Here is a 20,840-nt window from a genome sequence, read left to right as displayed (position 1 = left end):
TCCGACATGGGGCCTAGCCTGGCGTTGGCCGCGTCGATCACCTCCTCGAAGCGCCGTATGAGGACGTAGGTTGGCAGATCGACGTCCCGCAGGTTGGCGGAACCGGCGTTGGCCAGGTTCGCCACCCGCATCAAGGCCGCCGAATCCGCGCCGGCCGCCGCCAGTTGTTCGGCGGTTTGCCGGACCTCGGCCGCGGCTTCGCGGGTTGCCTTCGCCAACCCCTCGGCGACGGCGGCCGCCGCGGCGGCGCCACGGGCGGCGGTCTGCGCCTCGGCGAGCGCTGTCGCGGCTTTAGCCGCCGCGTCACCCAGTTCCGCCGGATCGCCGTCGACCCCGGCCAAGGCGGGCTCCGCCAAGCGTTGCCTCAGAGACGCCTCCTCGCCGGACAGTTTCTCCAGCGCCGACTGCAGTCTTTCGATTTCCCCGGGCGGCATTGCGGCGGCGCGCGCCTCTGACGCGTCCGTGAAACCTGCCTCGGCCAGGGCTCGCCCGGCCCCGGCGGTGGTGAGTTTGGCCAGTTCAGCCGCGCTGGCGACGCGACTGGCGGCTTGAAGCCTCTGGCGGGCGGAATCCACCCGCTGGTGGGCTGCGGCCAGGTCGGCGCTGGCGGTTTCAACAGTTGCCCCGCCGGCCTGGCTTTGGGCTTCAACCACCCGGTCATGGGCGGCGTTGGCCGCTTCTTGGGCAGCGACCAGGGCCGCGCGCGCCCGGCCGAGTTCCGCTTCGGCCTTGGTCAGGGCCGCCTCCAGATTCTTCGGCTCGCCCAATTCCGCCAAGGCCGCTTTGGCGGCCGCCAGCCTTTGTGCGGCCTCAGCCGGATCGGTCTTGCCACCCAGGCCGTCCAACTTGTCCACCGAAGCGCGCGTTTCGCTCAAGGTGGCGGCTGCTTCTTCGTAGGTCTTCTCGGCGGCCTGCCGCCGGGATTCGGCGGCGTCCACCTGCGTGCGGTCGACGTGATCCTCGGCCAACGTTGCCGGGTTCGGGTGCTCCAAAGCGCCGCACACCGGGCATGCCTGGCCGTCTTCGAGGGACGCGGCCATTTCCCCGGCAATTCCGGCCATCCGCTGCTCGCGCAAGCGCGCCTCGGTCCGCTGGGCCTGCTCGTAGGCGCGCTTGGCGCGTTCGCCGCGCTCCAACGCGGCGGTGAGCGCCGTGGCCGCCGCGCCATATTCCCGGACCACAACAACGGCTTGGGCCGCGCGTTCCACGTCCTCGAGCGCGCGCGGCCCCAACTGTGCTTGGCGTTCAGAGGCCTGGGCGGCCGCGCCGGCGAGGGTCTTGGCCTTTTCCTCTGCGGCGGCGGCCTGCTCCAAAGTGGTCCCGGCGGCCGCCTCAGCTGCGGTCGCCTGCCCCAAAGCGTGGGCGGCGTCGAGCCGTTCTTGGGAGTGGCGGGCCTGCCCCTGGGCTTCCTCGAGCGCGTCCTGCAGCGCCTCCAGGTCCAACCCGGAGCCGCCCAGGCCAAGCTCGGAGCCACCCAAGCCCAGGTCGGCAGCCGCTTCTTGGGCGGCGTCGAGTTCCCGGCCAGCCTGCTCTGCGGCGTCCAAGGCGGGAGTCACAGGTCCCGCCCGCAACGCGGCGCGCACTTTGCGGGCGAACCCCGCCCGGCGGGGGGCGTCAGCCTCCAACTCGGCCAGGCGTTCAAGCAATTGGCGTTTGGTTGTCGCTAGATCCGCGCGGGAACGCGTCTGGTCGGCGACTTTTTCGGCGGCTTCGGCGGCCGCAACTGCGGTTTCCGCCGCGGCGCGCGCGGCGCTGGCCCGCTCGCGGGCCCCGCCCCAGATCGCGTCGGCGAGCGCCAGCAACTCCGCTTGCTCGCCTTCCAAGGCCGCTTGGGCGCCAAGGCGGACCAGTTCGGCTTCCTCGTCCCCGGTCAGGCCGGCGGCCTTACCCAACGTCACCACGGCGGTCTGGAGGTTGGCTGCGATCTCGCGTTGGGCGGCATCGGCGGCCGCGCGTCGGTTGCGCAACTCGTCCGCCAAACGTTGGTACAACTCTGTGCCGAAAATGCGCTGAAGCAGGACGCGGCGCTGCTCGTTGTCGGCTTTGAGGAAGGAAGCGAACTGGCCTTGGGGCAGGACCACGGTCTGGACGAACTGTTCGCGGCTGAGCCCGATTGTCCGCGCCACCTCCGTCGCGGCCTCTTCCACTTTGGTGGCTATGACCTGGCCGGTTGTGTCCTCGGGGCTGGACAGTTGCCACAGGCGCGCAGTTGCCTGGCGTGTCGTGGTGCCTTCGCCCCGCCGCTTGGTCGCCTCGTAGCGGGGGGTGCGCCTAACCTTGAAAATGCCCGCACCCACCTCGTAAACCAGTTCGACGAACGATTCCTGATCCCGCGCCGCATGGTCCGAGCGCAACCTGTCGTAGCCGCCCGCGTCCGCAAGGGTGCCGTAGAGGGCGAACACCAGGGCGTCGATCAGCGTCGACTTGCCCGCGCCCGTGGGCCCTTCGAGCAGGAACAGCCCCGAGGCGGTCAGATCCTTGAAGTCGATGGAATGCGTCCCCGCAAAAGGTCCGATCCCCCCGAAATCCAGCCGATGCAGCCTCATGACGCGCCTCCCGCCGCCCGCGCGGCCCTCCCCGCGAAACCTGCTCCGCGCCGAAGATGATGTCTCATGCCGCGCCTCCCATCGTCTGCCGGGTTTCCCCTGCGAGACAAACTCCATACCGGCGATGAAGATGCCTCATGACGCGCTTCCCGCCGCTTGAACGGCTTCAAGCGCTAGCCCGATCTCCCGCAGTTCGTTTTGGCTGGGCGGCGCCCCGCCCGCGAATTCGAGGAACTGCGCCACCACCTGGGTTGGGTCGCTCGCTGCGGTGACCTTGCCGCCTGGTCCGGCCGCCGCCAGGCCTTTCGGCAGGTGCCGCGTCACCAGCGCGTGCGGGAACCGGCGCGCGATCCGCTGGACCAGGTCCTCCGGTCGGCTCCGGTCGGTCACGGTCACCCTCAGCCAGTGGTCTGCCACGCCGTCAAACCGGCTCGACTCCAATTCTTCGAGCGAGCCCTGCGCCTCCGACATGGGCCGGGGCACCGGGGCGGGCACCAACTCCACTTCGGCCCCGTTCGGTTCCAGCCGCACCACCGCCGTCGATTTGACGTGCCCCGCCTCCGAGAAGCTAAACGCCAGCGGCGACCCCGAGTACCGGATCGCTTGTGCTTCCGGTGCCGCGATCCGCTGCGGTCCGTGCAAGTGCCCCAGCGCCACATAGTCCATCCCCGCGAACACCCCGGCGGGCACGGTCGCGATCCCGCCCACGGTCAGATCCCGTTCCGACTCGCTTCCCTCCCCGCCCACGACAAACGCGTGGGCCATCGCCACGACAGCAGGCCGATCACCCCTGATCGTGGAGTCATTGTTGCCCGCTGCCGTCCTGCCGCGACCGTCCCCCGCCTCGCCTTGCTCCTCGGCAGGGGTGCGGCCGTTACCCGCTACCGTCCTGCCGTTTACCCCTCCGAGCTCGCCGCGCCGCCGCAGGCCGACTTCGCCATCCTCCTCGCGGTTCGGCCGGGCGCCCTCCGCCAATCCGCGTCGCGCCAAGTCGGCCCTGATGCGTTCGGCGGCGACGGCGAAGACCGCTTCATGCGTGCGCGCAATCGGAGTCTCATCGGTGCCGAAATGCTCTGCGGCGGCGTAGACGTCGAGGAAGGGAATTGGGTAGACCAGGGCACCCGGCCCGCCCGCCGGATCTGGGACTTCGACCGCTTGCCCCACCTGGCCCAACCGCGTGAAGAGCTTGATCTCCGGCCGCATCAGACGTGAGCCGAAGCCGAGCCGGGTGGCCGAGTCATGGTTGCCGGAGATGACAACCACCCGAGTCAGTTCGGCCAACCGGGTCAACGATTCCTCGAGCAACTGAACCGCTCCCACGGGCGGCACCGCCCTGTCGTACACGTCCCCTGCGACCAGCACCGCAGCAGGTCGCCGGTCCCGCACCAACTCGACCAGGTGGTCCAAGTAGGCGGCTTGGTATTCGAGCAGGTCAACCCCGTGTAGCGACCGCCCAAGGTGCCAGTCCGATGTGTGAATCAAACGCATGCCCAACTCCTAGCCCCGTGCTCCGACACTCACCCGTGCCCCAACGTCTAAGGGGCTACCCCCAGGGGCCGCCGTGGCCGCCCGAACCGCCAACGGATCCCAGGCCGTCCGGGCAGAGTTGTCCCACACGGTCCTTCCCGCCCCCACCGCCTGGGCGGAGTCTCCCCGTGCCGCCGCCTGCGGACCGCCCGCGCCGCCATCCGTCGTACCGGCGGAGTTCCACCGCACCGCCGCCGCATGCGTTCGGGCGGAGTTCTCCCCATGAGCCGCTGCCGCCCGCTCGGCGTTCTGTGCGGAGTCGTCGCGCGCCGCCGCCTCCGCTGTGGGAGCGGAATGCTGCCGTGCCGCCGCCTGCGTTTGAGCAGAGTCCTCCCCATGCCCCGTTCCCGCAGAACCGGCGTTCTGAGCGGAGCCCTCCCGCGCCGCAGTGTCCGCTGTGCGGGCAGAGTTCCGCCCCGCCGCCGCGTGCGCCGTGCGGGCGGAGTCCTCCCTTGATGGCCGACTCCACTTGGGCTTGGGCGTGACTCCGAGGTTTTCGAGTTTGACCAGGATGCGATCATTCAGCATTGGCTTGCGTTGCGGATCGACACGGGCTGGCGGTATCACCACCGGGTGGTGGTGAATTGGGTCGATTTCGGCCCGCCACCGTCCCGGGTCGTCGCAGCCTGGGAACCACGGCGTTCCATCTGGGAGCTTCGCGGCAGGCTCCAAGAGCCGGTGGTGCCGGTGGCAGGCGAGGACAAGGTTGTCCAAGCTCGTGTTCCCACCGAGCACCCATTTCCGGAGGTGGTGCGCCTCGCACCCGTCCGGTCCGACTCCGCAGCCGGGGAAGCAACAACCGCCATCCCTTTGGCTCAGCGCCAACCTGATGGCGGGTGGAATGGCACGGGTGGACCGCCCCACGTCGAGCGGCTCCCCGAACGACCCCATCAGCACCGCCAGCCACTCGGCGCCGCAGAGCAGTTGGTTCAACGCCTCAGGTGCCAACGGTTCCCCGTCGTCGCTCAAAACTCCCATCGGGGCCGGAAATCCGAGTTGGTCCTTCGTGATGGTGACGACGATCCGGGCCGGTTTGCCCGCGCTCAAAGGCGCGCCCTCCCTTGGATACGCGTCTGCCATGGCCGCGAGGGCATCCAGCATGGACGCGCCGAACGCATTTGAGTCTTCCCGGCCGGATGCGGTCGGGTCCCACAAGCGGCCCGCATCGGGATCGCCGCCGTTGGCCTTGTCCGTGCGTTCCCGGCGGGCGGCCAGAGCGGCACCCTCCAGGCGCCGCCTAATCCTGGCTCCGACATCGACCGGGCAGCGGCCCCTGATCACCATTGCCTGCCCGTCCCGTTTGAACGATAGGTATCTCTCGCGGTGCGCCTTCTGGTGCTCCCGATCCAGCCGGTCCCTCCGGTCTCCGCCCACGCCGGCCAGCCGCCGGGCCTGGTCAACCAGTTCCCTGGTCTTGGCGGCTAGTTCCTTTGTCCCCAGTCTTGAGGCCTCCCGCACCAACTCCGCCTCCGCCTCGCGCAACGCTTTGTCCCCGAGCACTTCGGAGGGGAAATCCCCCAGTTCGCGAGCGACCGCCTGGGCCTGTGTGGGGGCCACCTTCCCCATTTGGGCCGCGCGGCTCACAACCTCGAATGGCCGCAGCGCCTCTCCTTGTTTGACGAGCCTCTTCGCCTGCGCCGCGGGCATGTTCGACTTCATCTTCAGATGCGACTCGACGTCCAGACCCTCGGTTTTCGCGGCCGCGCCTTTGCGCTTGGCTTCTTCCGCCACTGCGGCGGTCAGCGATTCCGCCTGGCCTGCCACCCCGACCACCAAATCCAGGCAGGCCAACAGTTCTCCGGCGTCCATCCCCGACCGGTCACTGAGTGCGAAATGGCCCAGTGCCCGCGCAGCCGTCTCCAGTTCCGCGCGAGCCGGAGAAACAGAAACCAAAGGTGGGGCGTCAGCGCCCGGCAGCCTGCCGGTTCCGGGCGCGGCAGGTTCTCCCCAGCCGGAGGACCGGCCCTCGCGCGCCTGGGGAAGGCCGCCGACCGCGCCTTCCCGGCCGCTGAACGCCCCGCCCATCGTGGGCCCGAAGACGGACGCCTGCGCACTCATCGCGACATCCCCGAGACGGTCCCGCGACCAGCCGGACACGCGGTCTCCGGCGCGCCCTCAAGTCGAACTTGAGACCTGTTCGAACGGGATATGCTCATACACATATGCTACTCCCTCGGGGAGGGTGCGTCAACGGTTTCAGCCAACAAAACCCCACCCAAAACCGGGCCCGCCTGTAGCGCGAGAAAACCGCGAAGACGGTCCTTCGATGGGCGTGCCCGAATCGTGCGGGCAGCGTTAGGCAGGACGTTCTCCGAAAGCGTCCAAGCTGCAGCGGCGACCATGCCAAACAACCTACGACACGGGTCTGACAGCCTGACGGTAAGAAGGACACGGGCGCACTGAGGTGCTGGGTTTGTAGTGTGGGGTGGTCGGGCGGCGAGGCTGCCGCCTGCGAAAAGGTGGAGGTCCTTTTCGAAGTGCCGGCCCCACATGGCGGGGCGGTTGTGCGTGACGAGGTTAGCCTCTTTGGCGGCGGCGGTCTTTGCCAAGCGGGGAGCGCTCTCGCCGAGTTTGAGGGCTTGGGCCTGGGTGGCGATGGCAGCTGTGTCGCCTTGGCAGAGCTCGCCGGGTCTGCCCTCGGCCCATCCTTCTCGGTCCCCCAGCACGGGTTCGAGGAGTTTCCCTATTCCGTGTACGTGTTCGGCGGTGCGGAGCCGGTCCACATCTGCGGCGTGAGCCGCCGCCAAGCGCATCCCTCAACGCTGCAGCCTCCCCGCCCGGAAGGTCCTGGACCTGTCTCGAGCCCGCTCCTTGGTCCTTCTGGGCTCGACCTGCGTCCCGCCGGGCGGCCTGTCTGCAGATCGCGTCGTTCACTTCCGCCGAGCCGTCATTGTCTGCCCGAGCTGCGCCTCCGCCTCCAACTGGCGGACCCGACCCGCCTGGTCCGCCCAGGTTCGGCCCGCGTCTCAGGCCAGCAGTTGGGCTTCTATGCTGTGGGAAGGATCGGTTCCCCCGTCTGCAGCCTCACCACGTGACAGCTATGTATTTCTGCTCCACATACTCCTGCATGCCCTCGTAGGCACCCTCGCGGCCAATCCCGCTTTGCTTGGATCCGCCGAACGGCGCCGCAGGATCAGAGACGAGCCCTCTGTTGAGGCCAACCATCCCGCTTTGCAAAGCTTCGCTCAGCCGCATCCCGCGCGACAGGTCGCCTGTGTAGAGGTAGCTGACCAGTCCCATTTCGCAGTCGTTTGCCAAACCGATGGCTTCTTCTTCACCATCGACCGCCACGATCGGGGCGACCGGGCCGAAGATTTCGTTATTAAGGATCTCCGCATCCTGCGGCACGTCTGTCAGCACGGTGGCTTCGTAGTACCAGCCCTTGCCTTCAGGGATGCGGCCGCCCGTGCGCACCTTCGCGCCGCGTTCGATAGCATCCCGTACCAGGGCGGCCACTTTTTGCTGCCCGTCTTGGTTTACCAGTGGCCCCAACTCCACGCCTTTGCCTAGACCCGGGCCCATTTTGAGACCTGCCATGGCATGGGTCAGTTTGTCTGTGAACTCTCCCACCACCGCACGGTCAACGTAGAAGCGGTTGGCTGCGGTGCACGCTTCGCCCATGTTGCGCATCTTGGCGATCATGGCCCCAGCCACAGCCGCGTCGATGTCGGCGTCGTCAAGCACCACAAATGGCGCGTTCCCGCCCAGTTCCATGGAGCACTTGACCACTCGTTGCGAGGCCTGAGCGAGCAGCATCCTCCCAACCTCGGTGGACCCGGTGAACGACAGCTTGCGCACTCTGGGATCCTCCAGCCAAGTGGAAACCACCGATGACGCTTGGAAGGTGGGGGCTATGTTGATGACACCTTCTGGGACGCCCGCGTCTTGGAAGATCTTGACCATGGCCAGAGCCGTGAGCGGAGTCTCTTTCGCGGGTTTGCACAACACCGTGCAGCCCGCGCCGATGGCCGGCGCGATCTTGCGGGTGAGCATTGCAGCCGGGAAGTTCCAGGGGCTGACCAGAACAGCGATGCCGATCGGCTGGTGCAGCACCACGATTCGGTTGTCGCCGGACGGCGCGGTCATCACGAACCCTCTGTCGCGCACCGCTTCCTCGGCGTACCACCGCAAGTATTCAGCCGCGTACCTGACCTCGCCAACAGCATCCGGCCAGGCTTTGCCGTTCTCGAGCACTATCAGGGTGGCTAATAGTTCGGCCTGATCGAGCATCGCGCCGTAGGCTCGCATCAGCAGTTCCGATCGGTCCCGTGGGGACCGCGCGGACCACGCAGGAAGAGCGGCCTCGGCTTGGTCGATGCAAGTCGTGGCGTCAACCGCAGTGGCATTTGCAACTCGGGCCAGCACTTCGCCGTTGGACGGGTCCAACACCTGAAACGTGCTGCCGTCGCTTGCGGGTCGCCACTGCCCGGCGCACAATCCGGTTGGCGCGGCGGCGAGAGCTTCGCGAATCTGTTCTTGACTCCGTATCAATTCCACGATGAATCCTTTCTGGCCGGTGGTGGGCGCGCGAAGCGCTGGGTTTAGGCGTTGGCGGGCCAAGTCAGCGCGTCGGTGAGCACGTCGGCTAGCCCCGCCTCGTCAATTGGTGCTGGATTGTTGGCCACCAACCGAGAAATCTTGGCTGCCGCAGCGGCCATCGGTCCGATGTCGGTTGGCGTGACCCCAATGCTCTTGAGGCTAGGCGCAATGCCCAGTCCTTCGACAAAGGTGCTGATGATGAGGGGTAGGGCTGCTGCTGCGTCGTCATCGCTGGCGTCCTCCGTGCCCAACAGTCGCGCTACCTTGGCGTATTCGCCTGTGCGGACCGGGATGTTGTGCTTAATCGCCGCTGGCAACAACAGCGCATTGCCGTGTCCGTGTGAGGTGTGGGTGAGAGTCCCGAGCGGATACTGCAGAGCATGGACGATGCCGGTGCCCGCACTTGAGAAGGCCAGCCCAGCCAGCAGGGCTGCAAGCGACACGTCATCGCGGGCGGCCTCGTCGGAACCGTTGGCCACGACTGTGGGCAACGACTTGGCGAGCAGGCGGATGGCTTCCAGCGCCAACACGTCGCTGAGCGGATTCTTGCCGACGAATCCGGTGGCTGCCAGAGGCGCTGCCGCGCGCTCTCGGAAGTCGACGCAGGTGTAGGCCTCTATGGCGTGGGTCAGGGCGTCAACGCCGGAGTCCGTAGTGACCTTACGGGGGCAATTGTCGGTCATCGCCGGGTCAACGATCGCACGGGCGGGCAGCAATAAGGGGGTCGAGATGCCCACCTTTGTGCCGGTGGCGGGATCGGTGACCACCGCGACGGATGTGACCTCAGAACCCGTGCCAGCCGTTGTAGGGATCGCCACTACAGGCAGAGTTGCAGCAGGAGGCGTCCCGGTCGCCCATTGCTGCATGGTGCCACCGCTAGCCAATCGGGCCGCCACGAGTTTGGCGAGATCCATGTTGCTGCCGCCGCCCAAGCCGACGATGACGTCCGGGCGCATGGCCGCAGCCTGCGCGGCGCAGGCCTCGGCTTGCTCAAGGGCGATCTCAGGTTCGCCCCAGGGTAGAACCATGACCTCAAGGTTCGCTTCGTCCTGCAGCACGGACAGGACTCGTTCCACGAGACCGGCTGCCACCAGGTTCTTGTCAGTACAGATCAGGATTCGGTGCCCAAGGGGTCGCACCACTTGGCCGACCAGCGAGGCAGAGCCTCGGCCATAAACGACCCGACCGGCCGTCGCAAAAGACCACCATCCCCCCAGCGCCTCTTCGGACATGCTGTGAATCCCTCGATTCTGGCTTGTTGGTCACGGCGCTGCCTGCGGCCTGTGGAGCGACCGGCGAGGGTCGGACGACATGCCTTTGACAGAAATAGCTTTTCTGTAAAAGAAAGCTACATCGCTTTCAGGCGATGCGCAAGGACTCCTGGGGAAGCGGCTGCGCGTGTGGGGGCAGCCGACCCAGCCGTCCGACTCCAAATCTAACAGTGCAGTTCACAGCTTCAAGAACGAGTATCTGAGTGGACTTTTCGGGAGGCTCTTGACAGCTGAGCGGTTGCCTGAGTAGTGTGCTCACCTGAAAGCGGTATTGCGTTTCAGTGAGTGAAACTCTGCGGCTACTGGGCCGACCGCTCCGCGTTCCAAGGAGGGAGCCGGCGTGAGACTTGGCGAAGGGCGTGTTGCCCTCGGTGGTTGGTGCACCATTCCGCATCCGTTGACGTTTGAGGTCATGGCGCGGGCGGGTTTCGATTGGTTGTGCCTTGATCTCCAGCACACGTTTGTGGACCTGACCACGGCCATGAGTTGTCTCCAGGCCGCAGCCATCACTGGCGTCCCCACTTGGGTAAGGACGGCTTCGGACCACCCCGCAGAACTGATGCACATGCTTGACGCCGGGGCGGCGGGCGTCATGGCGCCGTTGGTGAACACCGCTGCCCAAGCGGAGGCGATCGTGCGTGCCTGCCGATATGCGCCGGTGGGCTGGCGAAGTTGGGGGCCTGTGCGGGCGGCCCTGTCCCACGAGCATTACACAGCTGCTCAGGCGAACCAAGACATCCAGGTCGGCGTCATGATCGAGACGATCGAGGCCTTTCGCAACCTCGACGAGATCGTGTCGGTGCCGGGTGTGGACATGGTCTTCGTGGGGCCGAATGACTTGGCGCTTTCTCTTGGGGTTGAGCCGCGTCATGGGGTTGCGTCTGATCGGCACGGCGAGGTGATTGCCGAAATCGCGGCCAAGTGCCTAGCCCACGGGGTCATCCCCGCCATTCAGGGGGGCGACGTTCCGGGCAGCCGCCAGTTCATCGACATGGGATACCAAGCCGTATTTGTAGCAACTGATCTTGCCCTTGTCCAGGACGGCGCGCGCTCCGCTCTCGCTCAACTCTCCCCGTGCCACTGATGCCTAAGCCAAGCAGGAGTTCCGCACATCGACGAAAGGAAAGCTGTGGTCACCCTAGAACTGAAGTGGCTAGTCCCTCAAGGTAATGAAACGGCATTTGAGACCGTCATCAAGAACATTTTCATACCTGCGGTTTCACGCCAACCGGGCTTTCTCGGTTGCGCCTTCTTGCGCGAGTTCGACGATGCCGCACTGGCCAAGATGGGCGTAGCTCGGGATCCCCACGGCTACCGGCTCAACATCTCCTTCGAGACGGAAGAGCTGCGGCTGTGCTGGGCCGAAACACCCGAGCACGATCACGCGGTGGGCCAGGCCCTGAAAGTGGCGACTGAGCTCGTAGCGTGCGGCTTTGACGTTATTGCCAACAAACCATAACTCTGTCAGAACATCATCGAAGTAAGTCAGGAGAACGACCGTGCAATCATTCGCCTCACGGAAACATCCGGCCGCATCGCGGCGCACCAAACATCTGGCGGTTGTCGTCAGTGGCCTGCTCGCCGCTTCGTTTGCCCTCGCGGCCTGCGGCGACAATTCTGGCTCGAAAGAGGAGCCGACCGATTCATCGGTCGGCGGGCAAGACACCTACACCGTCTACTTATCGAACAACTTCATCGCCAACACTTGGCGTGTTCAGATGGAGAACCAGATTCAGGCACTGGCCTCCCATGACGAATTCAAAGATATCCTGGATCTCAAAATCCTGAACTCATCTGCCAATACCGTGTCGGCACAGACGTCGGACTTGCTGACTGCCATCCGTGCCAAGCCGGATGCCATCATCTTTGAAGCTTCGTCCGCCACAGCGCTGAATTCCACTATTCAGATGGGATGCGACGAGGGAATCTTGATGATCTCATTTGATCAGACGGTCACCGCTGAATGCGCGTACAAGATCCAGAACGACTGGACCAACGAAGTAGCGGATGCCGGCGAATGGTTGGCAGCAGCCATTGGTGACAAGGGGCCGATCTTGGTAGACACAGGTATCCCAGGCGGTCCCTCGTCTGACGAGATGACGCAGTATTGGCTCAACGAATTCCCGAAGAAGCATCCCGATATAGAAATCGTCGGCACCTATCAGTCTGAGGTCAACCCCGGCGTGGAACTGAACCAAGTTGCCAGTCAGTTCGCTTCGCACCCTGAGGTGGTCGGCGTGCTTTCCGAGGGCTACTGCTCATCCATCTTCCAGGCCTCCCAGCAGGCGGGACTCGAAGCTCCGGTCATGTCCTGCATAAACGCGAACGTGAACGCGATCGCCTGCGAGGAAAACAAGCTCAAGTGCTACATGCGGACGAACCCTAGTTGGGTGGGCGCACTGGCGCTGCAGCAGGCGATGGACATGCTCATGAACGGGACTGAGTACGACAAGATCCGGATTATCGAGCCGATCGCCCCGGCGTCGGTGTCAACAGCCGGCAAGGAGGTGGAATTCGAGCATATGTTCCCATACGAACCGCTGGAAGAGGGAGTCAACTGGTTCCCTGACTTGACCCCTAACTTGATCCTCACTGTAACCGGTCCCGGTCTGAACTTGACCGCAGAAGACGCTTTGAAAGGCGTCGAGTAGGTCGGCCGGGCGTAGCTGACCTCAACACACCGCAGACGACGAACGCCAAGAGGGACCCGATGACTCTCAGCCTTAGCAAGGTGACAAAGCGGTATGGCGGTGTGCATGCCTTGGTGGACGGTACCCTCACCGCCCACCGAGGCGAGGTCCATGGCATCCTCGGTGAAAACGGAGCCGGCAAGTCGACGCTGGTTCGAGTGCTCGCGGGAGTTATTAGACCGAATAGTGGTGAGGTCACGCTTGACGGTCGCACGCTGAGGCTGGGTAGTACTCGGCAGGCCAGGGCCTCCGGAGTAGCCACGGTGTTTCAGGAATCGAGCCTTGTGCCAGCCCTGACGGTGGAGGAGAACCTGCTGTTTGGCGAATGGCCGCGGGGTTGGCATCGGCGCATTCGGCGGCGCGCAATGCGTCGTCACGTCTTGGACATCATGACGGGGCTTGGCGGTCGGAGACTTGCGCCGAAGACTCAGGTCGGCGATCTGTCTCTCGAGGATCGACAGCTTCTTGAAGTCATGAAGGCGCTGAGCGCTCAGGCCGACGTCCTGATCCTCGACGAGGCGACCGCCGCGCTGACGCCAGAAGATGCCAGTTGGGTGTTGGCGCAGGCGCGCCAAGCCGCAGCCGGCGGCGCGATAGTGCTGCTCGTGTCACACCGAATGGCGGAGATCAGGGCAGCTTGCGACCGGGTTACCGTACTAAGGTCAGGGTCAACGGTGCTTTCAAGTCCAATCAGCGAAGTGTCGGACGACGAACTCATAACCGCCATGCTGGGGCACCGACTCGAAGAACTCTATCCACAGCGCAATTCCGAGCCCGGCCGCCAGATTGTGCTCAGAGCGGAAGGGCTGACGGTCTACGGCGAATGCGGCCCGCTTGACTTCACAATGCGGCAGGGCGAGATCCTCGGAGTCTTTGCATTGCCCGGCCAAGGCCAGCGCGGTCTGCTGATGTCATTGTGCGGTGCCCTTCGGCACACCGGGACGCTTGAGTTCGACGGCGTCAGATATCGGCCTAGGTCGCCTGCCGACGGGCAACGCGTGGGGATATACCTCGTGCCCGAGGACAGGGCTCGCGAAGCCCTGTTCCTTGGTCACACGAGTCAAGAGAACATCACCCTCTCGCACCTGACTGCCGACCGATTGGGGATGTTTATTGACAGCGGCAAGGAAAGAGCCAAAGCCACCGGCACGGCGCTGGCCGTCGGATTCGACCCAAAACGTCTTCCTGACGCCGTGTTGACCCTCAGCGGCGGCAACCAGCAGAAGGTCGTATTCGGGCGCGCGATCATGGGAAATCCGAAGATGCTAGTCCTCTACGACTCGACGAGGGGCGTTGACGTCGGGACGAAGGCAGATGTGTACAGACTCATATCCGACCTGGCGGACAACGGCGTGTCGGTTGTTTTCTACTCGTCAGATGTCGCGGAAACCGTACATGTCTGTGACCGCATTCTGGTGATGGACGGTGGGCGAATCGTCGGTGAGACGCTTCACGGCCAGACCGATGAGGAGGAAATCCTCAGGCTGGCCGTTGGCGGAACGCTGAAGGGGGCGCTCCCGTGACGAGCAAGTTCTCTCAGGGCATCCAACTCCCAAGTGCGCGAAGGCAGGTGCTGCGGGCATTGCATGGAATACCCGCGAGCTCGCTCATCATGTGGCCCATGTTCGTGGCCCTAGTTGTGGTGATGTTCGCACTGCAGCCGGTCGGCATGGAGCTTCGGCAATTGGGCCTTACGCTGCAGACTGCGATGCCGCTTGTGCTGGTGTCGGCCGCCCAATGCATCGTCCTTCTCACTGCAGGCATGGATGCCTCGGTTGGCGGAGTCTTGGCTGTCACCAACGTGCTCACGGCGGTGTGGACGGGCGGCCTCGAAGGGACTGCGTCCTGGCGCATCATCGTCATCGTCATCTTGGGCGGCGCAATGGGTGCCATAAACGGAACCTTGGTGGTCTTTGTGAAAGTGCCACCATTCATCGCCACCATCGCGACGTGGTCCATCTACGACGGCCTCGCTTTGCTCATGTTGCGTTCGGCGGGCGGGGCCACGCCGACAAGTCTCACTGAGTTCATTACGAGCCCTCTCGCAGGCATCCCAATGTCCATCCTCATCTTGGCCTCGGTCCTTGTGGCGTGGTGGTGGTGGCGGGGAACGGCCTCCTTCAAAGCGATCATCTCCTTGGGCAGCGACGACATCCGTGCCGCTTTGTCCGGGGTCAGGGTGGGCAGGGCCACCTTCACCGCATACACCCTGTCCGGCTTCATCGCGGGTTTGGCGGGCATCTATCTTGCGCTAGTGACTTCCACAGGGGACCCGACCATAGGCGACGAGTATTTGCTGCCCTCGATTGAGGCCGCGCTGATCGGCGGAGTCAGCCTTGCCGGTGGCATGGGCGGGATCGGGCAGGCTGTCGCGGGCGCTCTCATGCTGACATGTATAGGCGGCATCATTTCGGAGCTTTCACTCCCATCCTGGGTGGCCATCGTCGCCTCAGCGGGATTGCTTCTGTTGGTGATCGGGCTTCGTTCGCGAATCGAATCGAAGGCGGTGAATCCGGTATGACCAGCGAAACGATGCTCGACGCGAGACACCGCGTGTTGCTCCAGGCCGGGCGGTCGTTGCGGCGCAACTCCACTGTGCTTGGAGCATTCGGCATGGCGGTATTGGTCTTCGCCGCCGCCACGGTATATGCACCCGGGTTTGCTTCTGGCTTCCACCTGAAGAACCTACTCATTTTCGCCAGCTTCACCGGCTTCGCGGCGATCGGGCAGACCATTGTGATCATCGGCGGAGGAATAGATCTCTCCGTCCCGTGGACCATGGCATTTGGCGGGATCATGTTGGTCACACTCGATCAACAGATGCCTTTTGGGTTGGCCGTCGTGACAGTCATCGCGATCGGGTTGTTGCTGGGCGCTGTCAATGGTCTATTCGTAACCATTCTCGCAGCGCCACCGCTCATCGTCACGCTGGGAGTCGGGGGGTTGATCGAGGGTTACCTGCTCTCCGTGACCACCAGCCAGGGTGGTGCCGGAACCGTGCCTGCCCCCGCTGTCGCCCTTTCGAACGGGCACGTTGGTCCTATCCCGATCATTCCATTGGTCTGGCTCGTGTTGGCCGTTGCAGTCAGCGTGGTTATGCGGCGCACCCCGCTTGGGCGACGGGTCTATGCGGTGGGAGCCAATCCGGTGGCCGCGCGTTTGGCGGGAGTGCACATCGCGCGAGTCCGGTTGGCCACTTACGTGATTAGCGGCGGCGCTTCTGCCCTGTCAGGCGTGCTGTTCGCGGGCTATGTCAGGTCTGTGTTCCTTGACATGGGTCAGGATTACTTGTTTGGAGGCATTGCGGCGGTAGCTTTGGGCGGTGTTGCGTTGCTGGGCGGATCCGGGAGCTATTGGGGCACGTTTGCTGGTGCCTTGACCCTGGCCTTCCTCTCGGCATTCTTGCCCATGCTGGGGCTTGACGATGCCAGCGTGAAGGTCGGCTACGGCATCGTCATTCTGATTGGAATCTACCTTGCCAGGCTGCTCGAGCAGGCTAGCGGGACAGGTGGTCAGCGACAACGCAAGCCTGACTTGAAGGATAAGGCGACAGCGAAGGGAGTCGTGCCGTGAAGCATCTCGCGACACGCGAAGCTGCGGTCCTCGCAGCAGTCGGAATCGTGAAAGAGGGAAGAGTCTACGACTTGGATCCGGGGAGGTTTCCCGGGATGCCCGCATGGGCGGGACACCCGCCTCTTCAGGTTGTCACGTACCGAAGCCCGCAAGGACTGCGTAATCAAGGCGACCAACCTCAGTTCACCGAAGGCACACGGGTGCCGACCGCGATTATCTCTGACATGGTAATCGCGGGAATGCACACGGGTGCCCACATTGATGCCTTGTGTCATGTCACATCCGGCGATGACGACGCTTGGCACGGAGGATTTTCCGCGTCCCAACACTTAGGGGATTTCGGGGCTTTGCGCGACGATGCGTCGCAATTGCCCGCCATTGTGGCAAGGGGCGTGTTGATCGACTGCGCGCGCCATGCGGGTGTGAGCCGGCTCGGTCCGGCTCACCCAATAACGCTGGACGAATTCGAATCCGCTCGCGCGGACCAAGGCGTCGAGATCAGAGCAGGCGACGTGGTGCTCATCAGGACTGGGCAGATGTCAGTTTGGCCCGACCGGGATGCGTGGGATCAAGCGCGCGGAGCCGGCATCACCCTGCCCGTCTCGGAAAGGCTGGTCGGCGCGGGGGTAATCGCTATCGGCGCCGACACGGAAGCGGTGGAAGTCACCCCGTCGGTCATTCCTGGCGACCCGCAGCCTGTGCATGTTCACGCTCTGGTGGAGCACGGCGTTCACCTGCTGGAAGACCTGTACTTGGAGGAGCTGGGGAAAGACCAGGTAAACCAGTTTCTTCTCATCGTGGCTCCTCCAAAGATCACGGGTGCCACCGGCTCTTTCATCCGTCCACTCGCAATAGTGTAGGGAGAAACAATGGCCACCAGTTCTTCGGCGTCAACGCCAATCTCAGTGGCCGACGTCGCCGCTCGTTGGGCCGCTTCCGTCGACTGGGATCATGTGCCTTCGCTTGTGAAGTCCGAACTGATCAAAGGACTGGTCCAGTCGATCACTGGCGGAATCGCGGGCTTTGATGTGCCCGAGACTCTGGTCGCCGTTGAGATCGCAAGGTCTGAACGCGGGTCGGGACCGTGCACAATTCTGGTGCATGGCGACGCGGTGCCGCCTTCCACGGCAGCCTTTGTCAATTCGGTCATGTTCTGCGCCCTGGAGCAGCAAGAGATGCACGCGGAAAGTGCTACTCATCCGTTTGAGACTGTCGTCCCCACCGCGCTTGCGTTGGCCGAGGCCAACCAGGCGACTGGGCGCTGCTTCCTCGAAGCGGTGCTCGTGGGCTTTGAGACCATGGTGGTGTTTGCTCAGGCGGCCCAGCGCTACATGGCCCAAACTTCGCCGGGGACCTGTTTGGGCGCGTCTGTGCACGGTGCTCTTGGCGCCGCCGCGACAGCGGCCCGGTTGCTCGGCTTGGACGCCACCGGCATAGCGTTGGCGGTCGCGCATGCCGCGAATTTCGCCTCCGGTCTCAACGAGTCGAACCTGCTCGGGTTCACCGAATACCACTATTCGCTTGCCAACGCTTCACGCGTCGGTCTTCTTGGGGCACAACTGGCAGCAGCAGGTGCCGAGGCCTCGCCGACGACTTTCGACGGCCCGGCCGGCTATTTCCACCGGTTCGCTGAGATTGCCGCCACGGGCGACAAGGGGGCCGAATTGTCCGCATTCGTCGCTGATCGCCTCGGTCGGCACTGGGCTGTGCCGGAGACCCTCTACAAGACCTATCCGGTTCACTTCTACAACCTGCCGTACGTCGATGGCGCCAAGCTGCTGAGGGAGCGCCACATGATCGAGCCAAGAGAAATCCAGAGCGTTCGCGTTTTTCTCAATCACTGGTGCGAATGGTGCTTTGGGCAGGACTTGGGACCATACACTCGCCGGGAGTCGACCCGCGGAGCTACGGCATTCGGGATCTCATCCATGTTGGCGCGGGGGCATTTTGACCTGCAAGACGCTGCCGATCCCTCCGCGCCCGACATTGCCGCCATTGCGTCCAAGACATCAGTCAAAGTGTTCGAGAACGAGTCGTTGGCTGATCGGTGGCAATCGGTTCGAATCGAGGTGCTAACGGCCAAGGGGGAATTCGTCTATGACTCCCGGGTTGACGGCATTGACGACTACCGGCTTCCCAGGCCGCGAGTAGACGCGATCGCCCGCGACGTGTTGGGGCGCGCCCTTCCCTGTCTGCCGGCCCAGTCCATCATTGACCGGATCGCCTCCCTTGAGCATTCGGCCGATGTGAAATCCCTAATTAAGCAGCTGACGCCCCAAGCATCCCCCCGGAAGGCAAGCAGCCATGAGAGTTCATGAACAACAAGAACGCGAACTCATCGAACGGGTCCTGCTCAAGTACGGAGCTTCTCCGAGCGCGGCCACCATCCAAGCGAACTGGCTCGTCGAAGCCGACTTGCGCAGCCAAAACTCGCATGGCATTCGGCGCTTGCCTATACTCGCGCAACGCATGGGCAAGGGCCTGATAGACCCGACGACAGTAGGACTTGGAGAATGGCGTACAGACTCGTTGCTGGTGGTGGATGGGCTGCGTGGCTTCGGCCCCGTGGTGGCTGCCAACGCCATTGAGGCAATGCTGGCCCGCGTGACGTCCACAGGCGTTGCCGCAGCGGCCATTCACAACTCCAACCACGTTGGGGTGTTGGCGCTGTACGTCGAATCCATTGCCAAGAAGGGAAAGGTGGGAATCGCAGCGACTACTAGCGAGGCGCTGGTTCACCCGTGGGGTGGCCGCACAGCTGTGATCGGTACCAATCCCCTGGCCATCGGAGTGCCCGCGACACCGAATCCTCTGGTCGCCGACATCGCAACGGGTGTGGTCTCTATGGGATTGGTGCTCCACAGGGCCGAGGCCGGCGTTGCGCTAGAGCCCGGATGGGCGCTCGATTCCGCTGGCAGACCCACGGTTGATCCCAAGGCTGCTGCGGACGGGGCGATTAGCCCCTTTGGGGCGCACAAGGGCTATGCCCTCGGCTTGGCGCTCGAGGTCATGGTGGCCACCCTCACAGGGTCTGCGCTTGGACGAGCCGTCCGGGGGACACTGGACGCAGACGATGTCTGCAACAAAGGCGACCTTTTCCTTTGCATAGATCCAGAGGCTACGGGTACGGCGGACACTCTTGACGCCGTGAGCGAGTATCTTCATACGGTCAAGGCGGTCGCTCCCCAAAGCGGTTCGGACGGCGTGCAACTGCCGGGGGAGCCCGAGCAGCATCAACGGGCCGCGCGCTTGGCCGACGGTTATGAGATCCCCGACCTCGTCTGGGAGGCCGCTAGTCACCTACTGGACGACGGTCAAGGTGCCTCGGCGGTACACTCACTCGACATTGGGACCAAAGGGCCAACAATGGTGCCGCCAAGAGAGTGAGGCAGGGAAAGATCGAAATGGCACGAACCAAGACGGCCGCTCGGCAAGACGACGATCCATCATCGGCGTCTTCTGGGCGCCGCCCTGCCGCCCCCTCGCCCCAGCGGCAGGCGAGTCCTCCAAGTGTTGGAGCCGAGAAGTCAAGATCCGCAAACGTCCTGCACCTTATGGAGAAGCTCTCCGAGTTCGATTCAATCGGTGTGACGCAACTTGCCCGTCGCCTTGACACTCCAGTCGCGAACGTTTACAGGACACTTCAGGCCTTGGAGAAGGCCGGTTATGTAGAGCAGTTCCCTGAAACCAAGGAGTACCGCCTAACGCTCAAAGTCTTCGAACTGGGATCCCGCGTGGCGAGCCGGACGACAATTCGCGACATCGCTTCCGTTGAAATCGAGCGCCTCGCCCACCAGAACAACGTGACCACCAACTACGGCGCCCTGGTTGGAGGCGATGTCTTGTACTTGGCGAAGGTTGAAACCGATGACCTGCTGACGTTGAACTTGCCGCCCGGGAGCCGGGCCCCGGCCACTTGCACAGGCATGGGCAAGGCGATGCTCGCTTTTGATCCACAACCTCTTCAGATCACCGTCGGCGAGGGCCCTTTCGTGGCCAAGACGCAGTACTCTCTGGTCACTCTTGAGGAACTGGAGGAGGAGCTTGCAGTCATCCGCTCCGACGGCTATGCGATTGATCGCCAAGAGTTGGCCCTTGGGTTGTGGTGCGTGGCTGCGCCGATCCTTGATTCGACGGGACACCAAGCGGGTGCGATCAGCTTGGCAGTGTTCAGACCCCACCTGAACGATGCCGAATGCAGTCGCCTCGGCAAGATGGTCCAGGGCTATGCCCTTCGCATCTCCAAGCGAATGGGAGAGCTCGGTCAGGTCAGCTTTCGGTAGCGGGGGCAAAAGCTGGTCGCGCAACAACACACACTGCGCGGAGGATCGGGGCACCGGGGCACGGCAAAGATGAATGCCGCTTAACCAAGCCATTCAGGGCTTGAGCGCACCTAGCGCCCAACGATTTGTCCGGGCACAGGCCAACGATTTGTCCGGTGCACGCCCAACGATTTGTCCGGCCAGGCGCGGCGGGGCCGGGGGGCTGCCAGACGGCATCGGGCAACGGTGTGGCCTGGGCGGTATGGGCGGACTCCAAGAAAACCAACAAAGAGACCGCGCCCATTCGGGGGTCACACCAGTTCTTCGAGCAGGGCCGCGATCTCCTCGGGCGGTTCGACCATGCCGCCCGCGATCCACTCGCCGATCAGATGCACGGAGCCCTGCTCCTTGAAGGTCCGCACGTATTCAAGC

General features: G+C 64.1%; 16 protein-coding genes. 10 read left to right on the top strand and 6 right to left on the bottom strand.

Annotated elements, in window-relative coordinates:
* The 5 genes from LBC97_14095 to LBC97_14075 all read right to left on the bottom strand — a co-directional run.
* A partial coding sequence (locus LBC97_14095; GenBank protein MDR2567159.1) for an SMC family ATPase occupies positions 1-2,546 on the bottom strand: 2,546 nt, incomplete at its 3' end.
* A 135-nt stretch (positions 2,547-2,681) separates the two neighbouring features.
* On the bottom strand, positions 2,682-4,034 hold the full coding sequence (locus LBC97_14090; protein ID MDR2567158.1) for an exonuclease SbcCD subunit D: 1,353 nt from the start codon (positions 4,032-4,034) through the stop codon (positions 2,682-2,684).
* 9 nt (positions 4,035-4,043) lie between these two features.
* On the bottom strand, positions 4,044-6,131 hold the full coding sequence (locus tag LBC97_14085) for an HNH endonuclease (GenBank protein MDR2567157.1): 2,088 nt from the start codon (positions 6,129-6,131) through the stop codon (positions 4,044-4,046).
* Positions 6,132-7,097: 966 nt separating this feature from the next.
* The gene (locus LBC97_14080) at positions 7,098-8,570 is read right to left on the bottom strand and encodes an NAD-dependent succinate-semialdehyde dehydrogenase (protein MDR2567156.1); all 1,473 of its coding nucleotides are present in this window, start codon (positions 8,568-8,570) and stop codon (positions 7,098-7,100) included.
* A 44-nt stretch (positions 8,571-8,614) separates the two neighbouring features.
* Positions 8,615-9,844 (bottom strand): iron-containing alcohol dehydrogenase, encoded by a 1,230-nt coding sequence (locus LBC97_14075; protein MDR2567155.1) that lies wholly within the window; start codon positions 9,842-9,844, stop codon positions 8,615-8,617.
* 379 nt (positions 9,845-10,223) lie between these two features.
* On the opposite strand from LBC97_14075, the gene LBC97_14070 reads away from it, so the two are divergent.
* The 10 genes from LBC97_14070 to LBC97_14025 all read left to right on the top strand — a co-directional run bounded on the left by LBC97_14070 (position 10,224) and on the right by LBC97_14025 (position 20,429).
* On the top strand, positions 10,224-10,967 hold the full coding sequence (locus LBC97_14070; GenBank protein MDR2567154.1) for a hypothetical protein: 744 nt from the start codon (positions 10,224-10,226) through the stop codon (positions 10,965-10,967).
* 45 nt (positions 10,968-11,012) lie between these two features.
* On the top strand, positions 11,013-11,342 hold the full coding sequence (locus tag LBC97_14065) for a hypothetical protein (GenBank protein MDR2567153.1): 330 nt from the start codon (positions 11,013-11,015) through the stop codon (positions 11,340-11,342).
* Positions 11,343-11,382: 40 nt separating this feature from the next.
* Positions 11,383-12,534: a substrate-binding domain-containing protein gene (locus tag LBC97_14060; protein MDR2567152.1), complete on the top strand. Its 1,152-nt coding sequence runs from the start codon at positions 11,383-11,385 to the stop codon at positions 12,532-12,534.
* A gap of 80 nt (positions 12,535-12,614) precedes the next feature.
* The gene (locus tag LBC97_14055) at positions 12,615-14,096 is read left to right on the top strand and encodes a sugar ABC transporter ATP-binding protein (GenBank protein MDR2567151.1); all 1,482 of its coding nucleotides are present in this window, start codon (positions 12,615-12,617) and stop codon (positions 14,094-14,096) included.
* 98 nt (positions 14,097-14,194) lie between these two features.
* Entirely contained in the window at positions 14,195-15,094 is a 900-nt protein-coding gene (locus LBC97_14050) for an ABC transporter permease (protein ID MDR2567150.1), read from the top strand.
* Positions 15,091-16,146, top strand: coding sequence for an ABC transporter permease (locus LBC97_14045; GenBank protein MDR2567149.1), 1,056 nt, complete (start codon positions 15,091-15,093; stop codon positions 16,144-16,146). The genes LBC97_14050 and LBC97_14045 overlap by 4 nt, the downstream gene beginning before the upstream one ends.
* A complete protein-coding gene (locus LBC97_14040) occupies positions 16,143-17,006 on the top strand; it encodes a cyclase family protein (GenBank protein ID MDR2567148.1) in 864 nt (287 codons plus the stop codon). The genes LBC97_14045 and LBC97_14040 overlap by 4 nt, the downstream gene beginning before the upstream one ends.
* Before the next feature lie 9 nt (positions 17,007-17,015).
* Entirely contained in the window at positions 17,016-18,464 is a 1,449-nt protein-coding gene (locus tag LBC97_14035; GenBank protein ID MDR2567147.1) for an MmgE/PrpD family protein, read from the top strand.
* Entirely contained in the window at positions 18,451-19,533 is a 1,083-nt protein-coding gene (locus tag LBC97_14030; protein ID MDR2567146.1) for an Ldh family oxidoreductase, read from the top strand. The genes LBC97_14035 and LBC97_14030 overlap by 14 nt, the downstream gene beginning before the upstream one ends.
* 17 nt (positions 19,534-19,550) lie before the next feature.
* Positions 19,551-20,429, top strand: a complete 879-nt coding sequence (locus LBC97_14025; protein MDR2567145.1) for an IclR family transcriptional regulator — start codon at positions 19,551-19,553, stop codon at positions 20,427-20,429.
* Positions 20,430-20,719: 290 nt separating this feature from the next.
* Here LBC97_14025 and LBC97_14020 read toward each other — a convergent pair whose 3' ends face one another.
* Positions 20,720-20,830, bottom strand: coding sequence for a TetR family transcriptional regulator C-terminal domain-containing protein (locus tag LBC97_14020; protein MDR2567144.1), 111 nt, complete (start codon positions 20,828-20,830; stop codon positions 20,720-20,722).
* Between the last annotated feature and the right edge of the window lie 10 nt (positions 20,831-20,840).

It is taken from the genome of Bifidobacteriaceae bacterium (genome assembly GCA_031281585.1).
In the GTDB taxonomy this organism is placed as follows: Bacteria; Actinomycetota; Actinomycetes; order Actinomycetales; family WQXJ01; genus JAIRTF01.
Note: the sequence above shows the minus strand (reverse complement) of the source record. Positions and strands in the feature narration are given on the sequence as shown.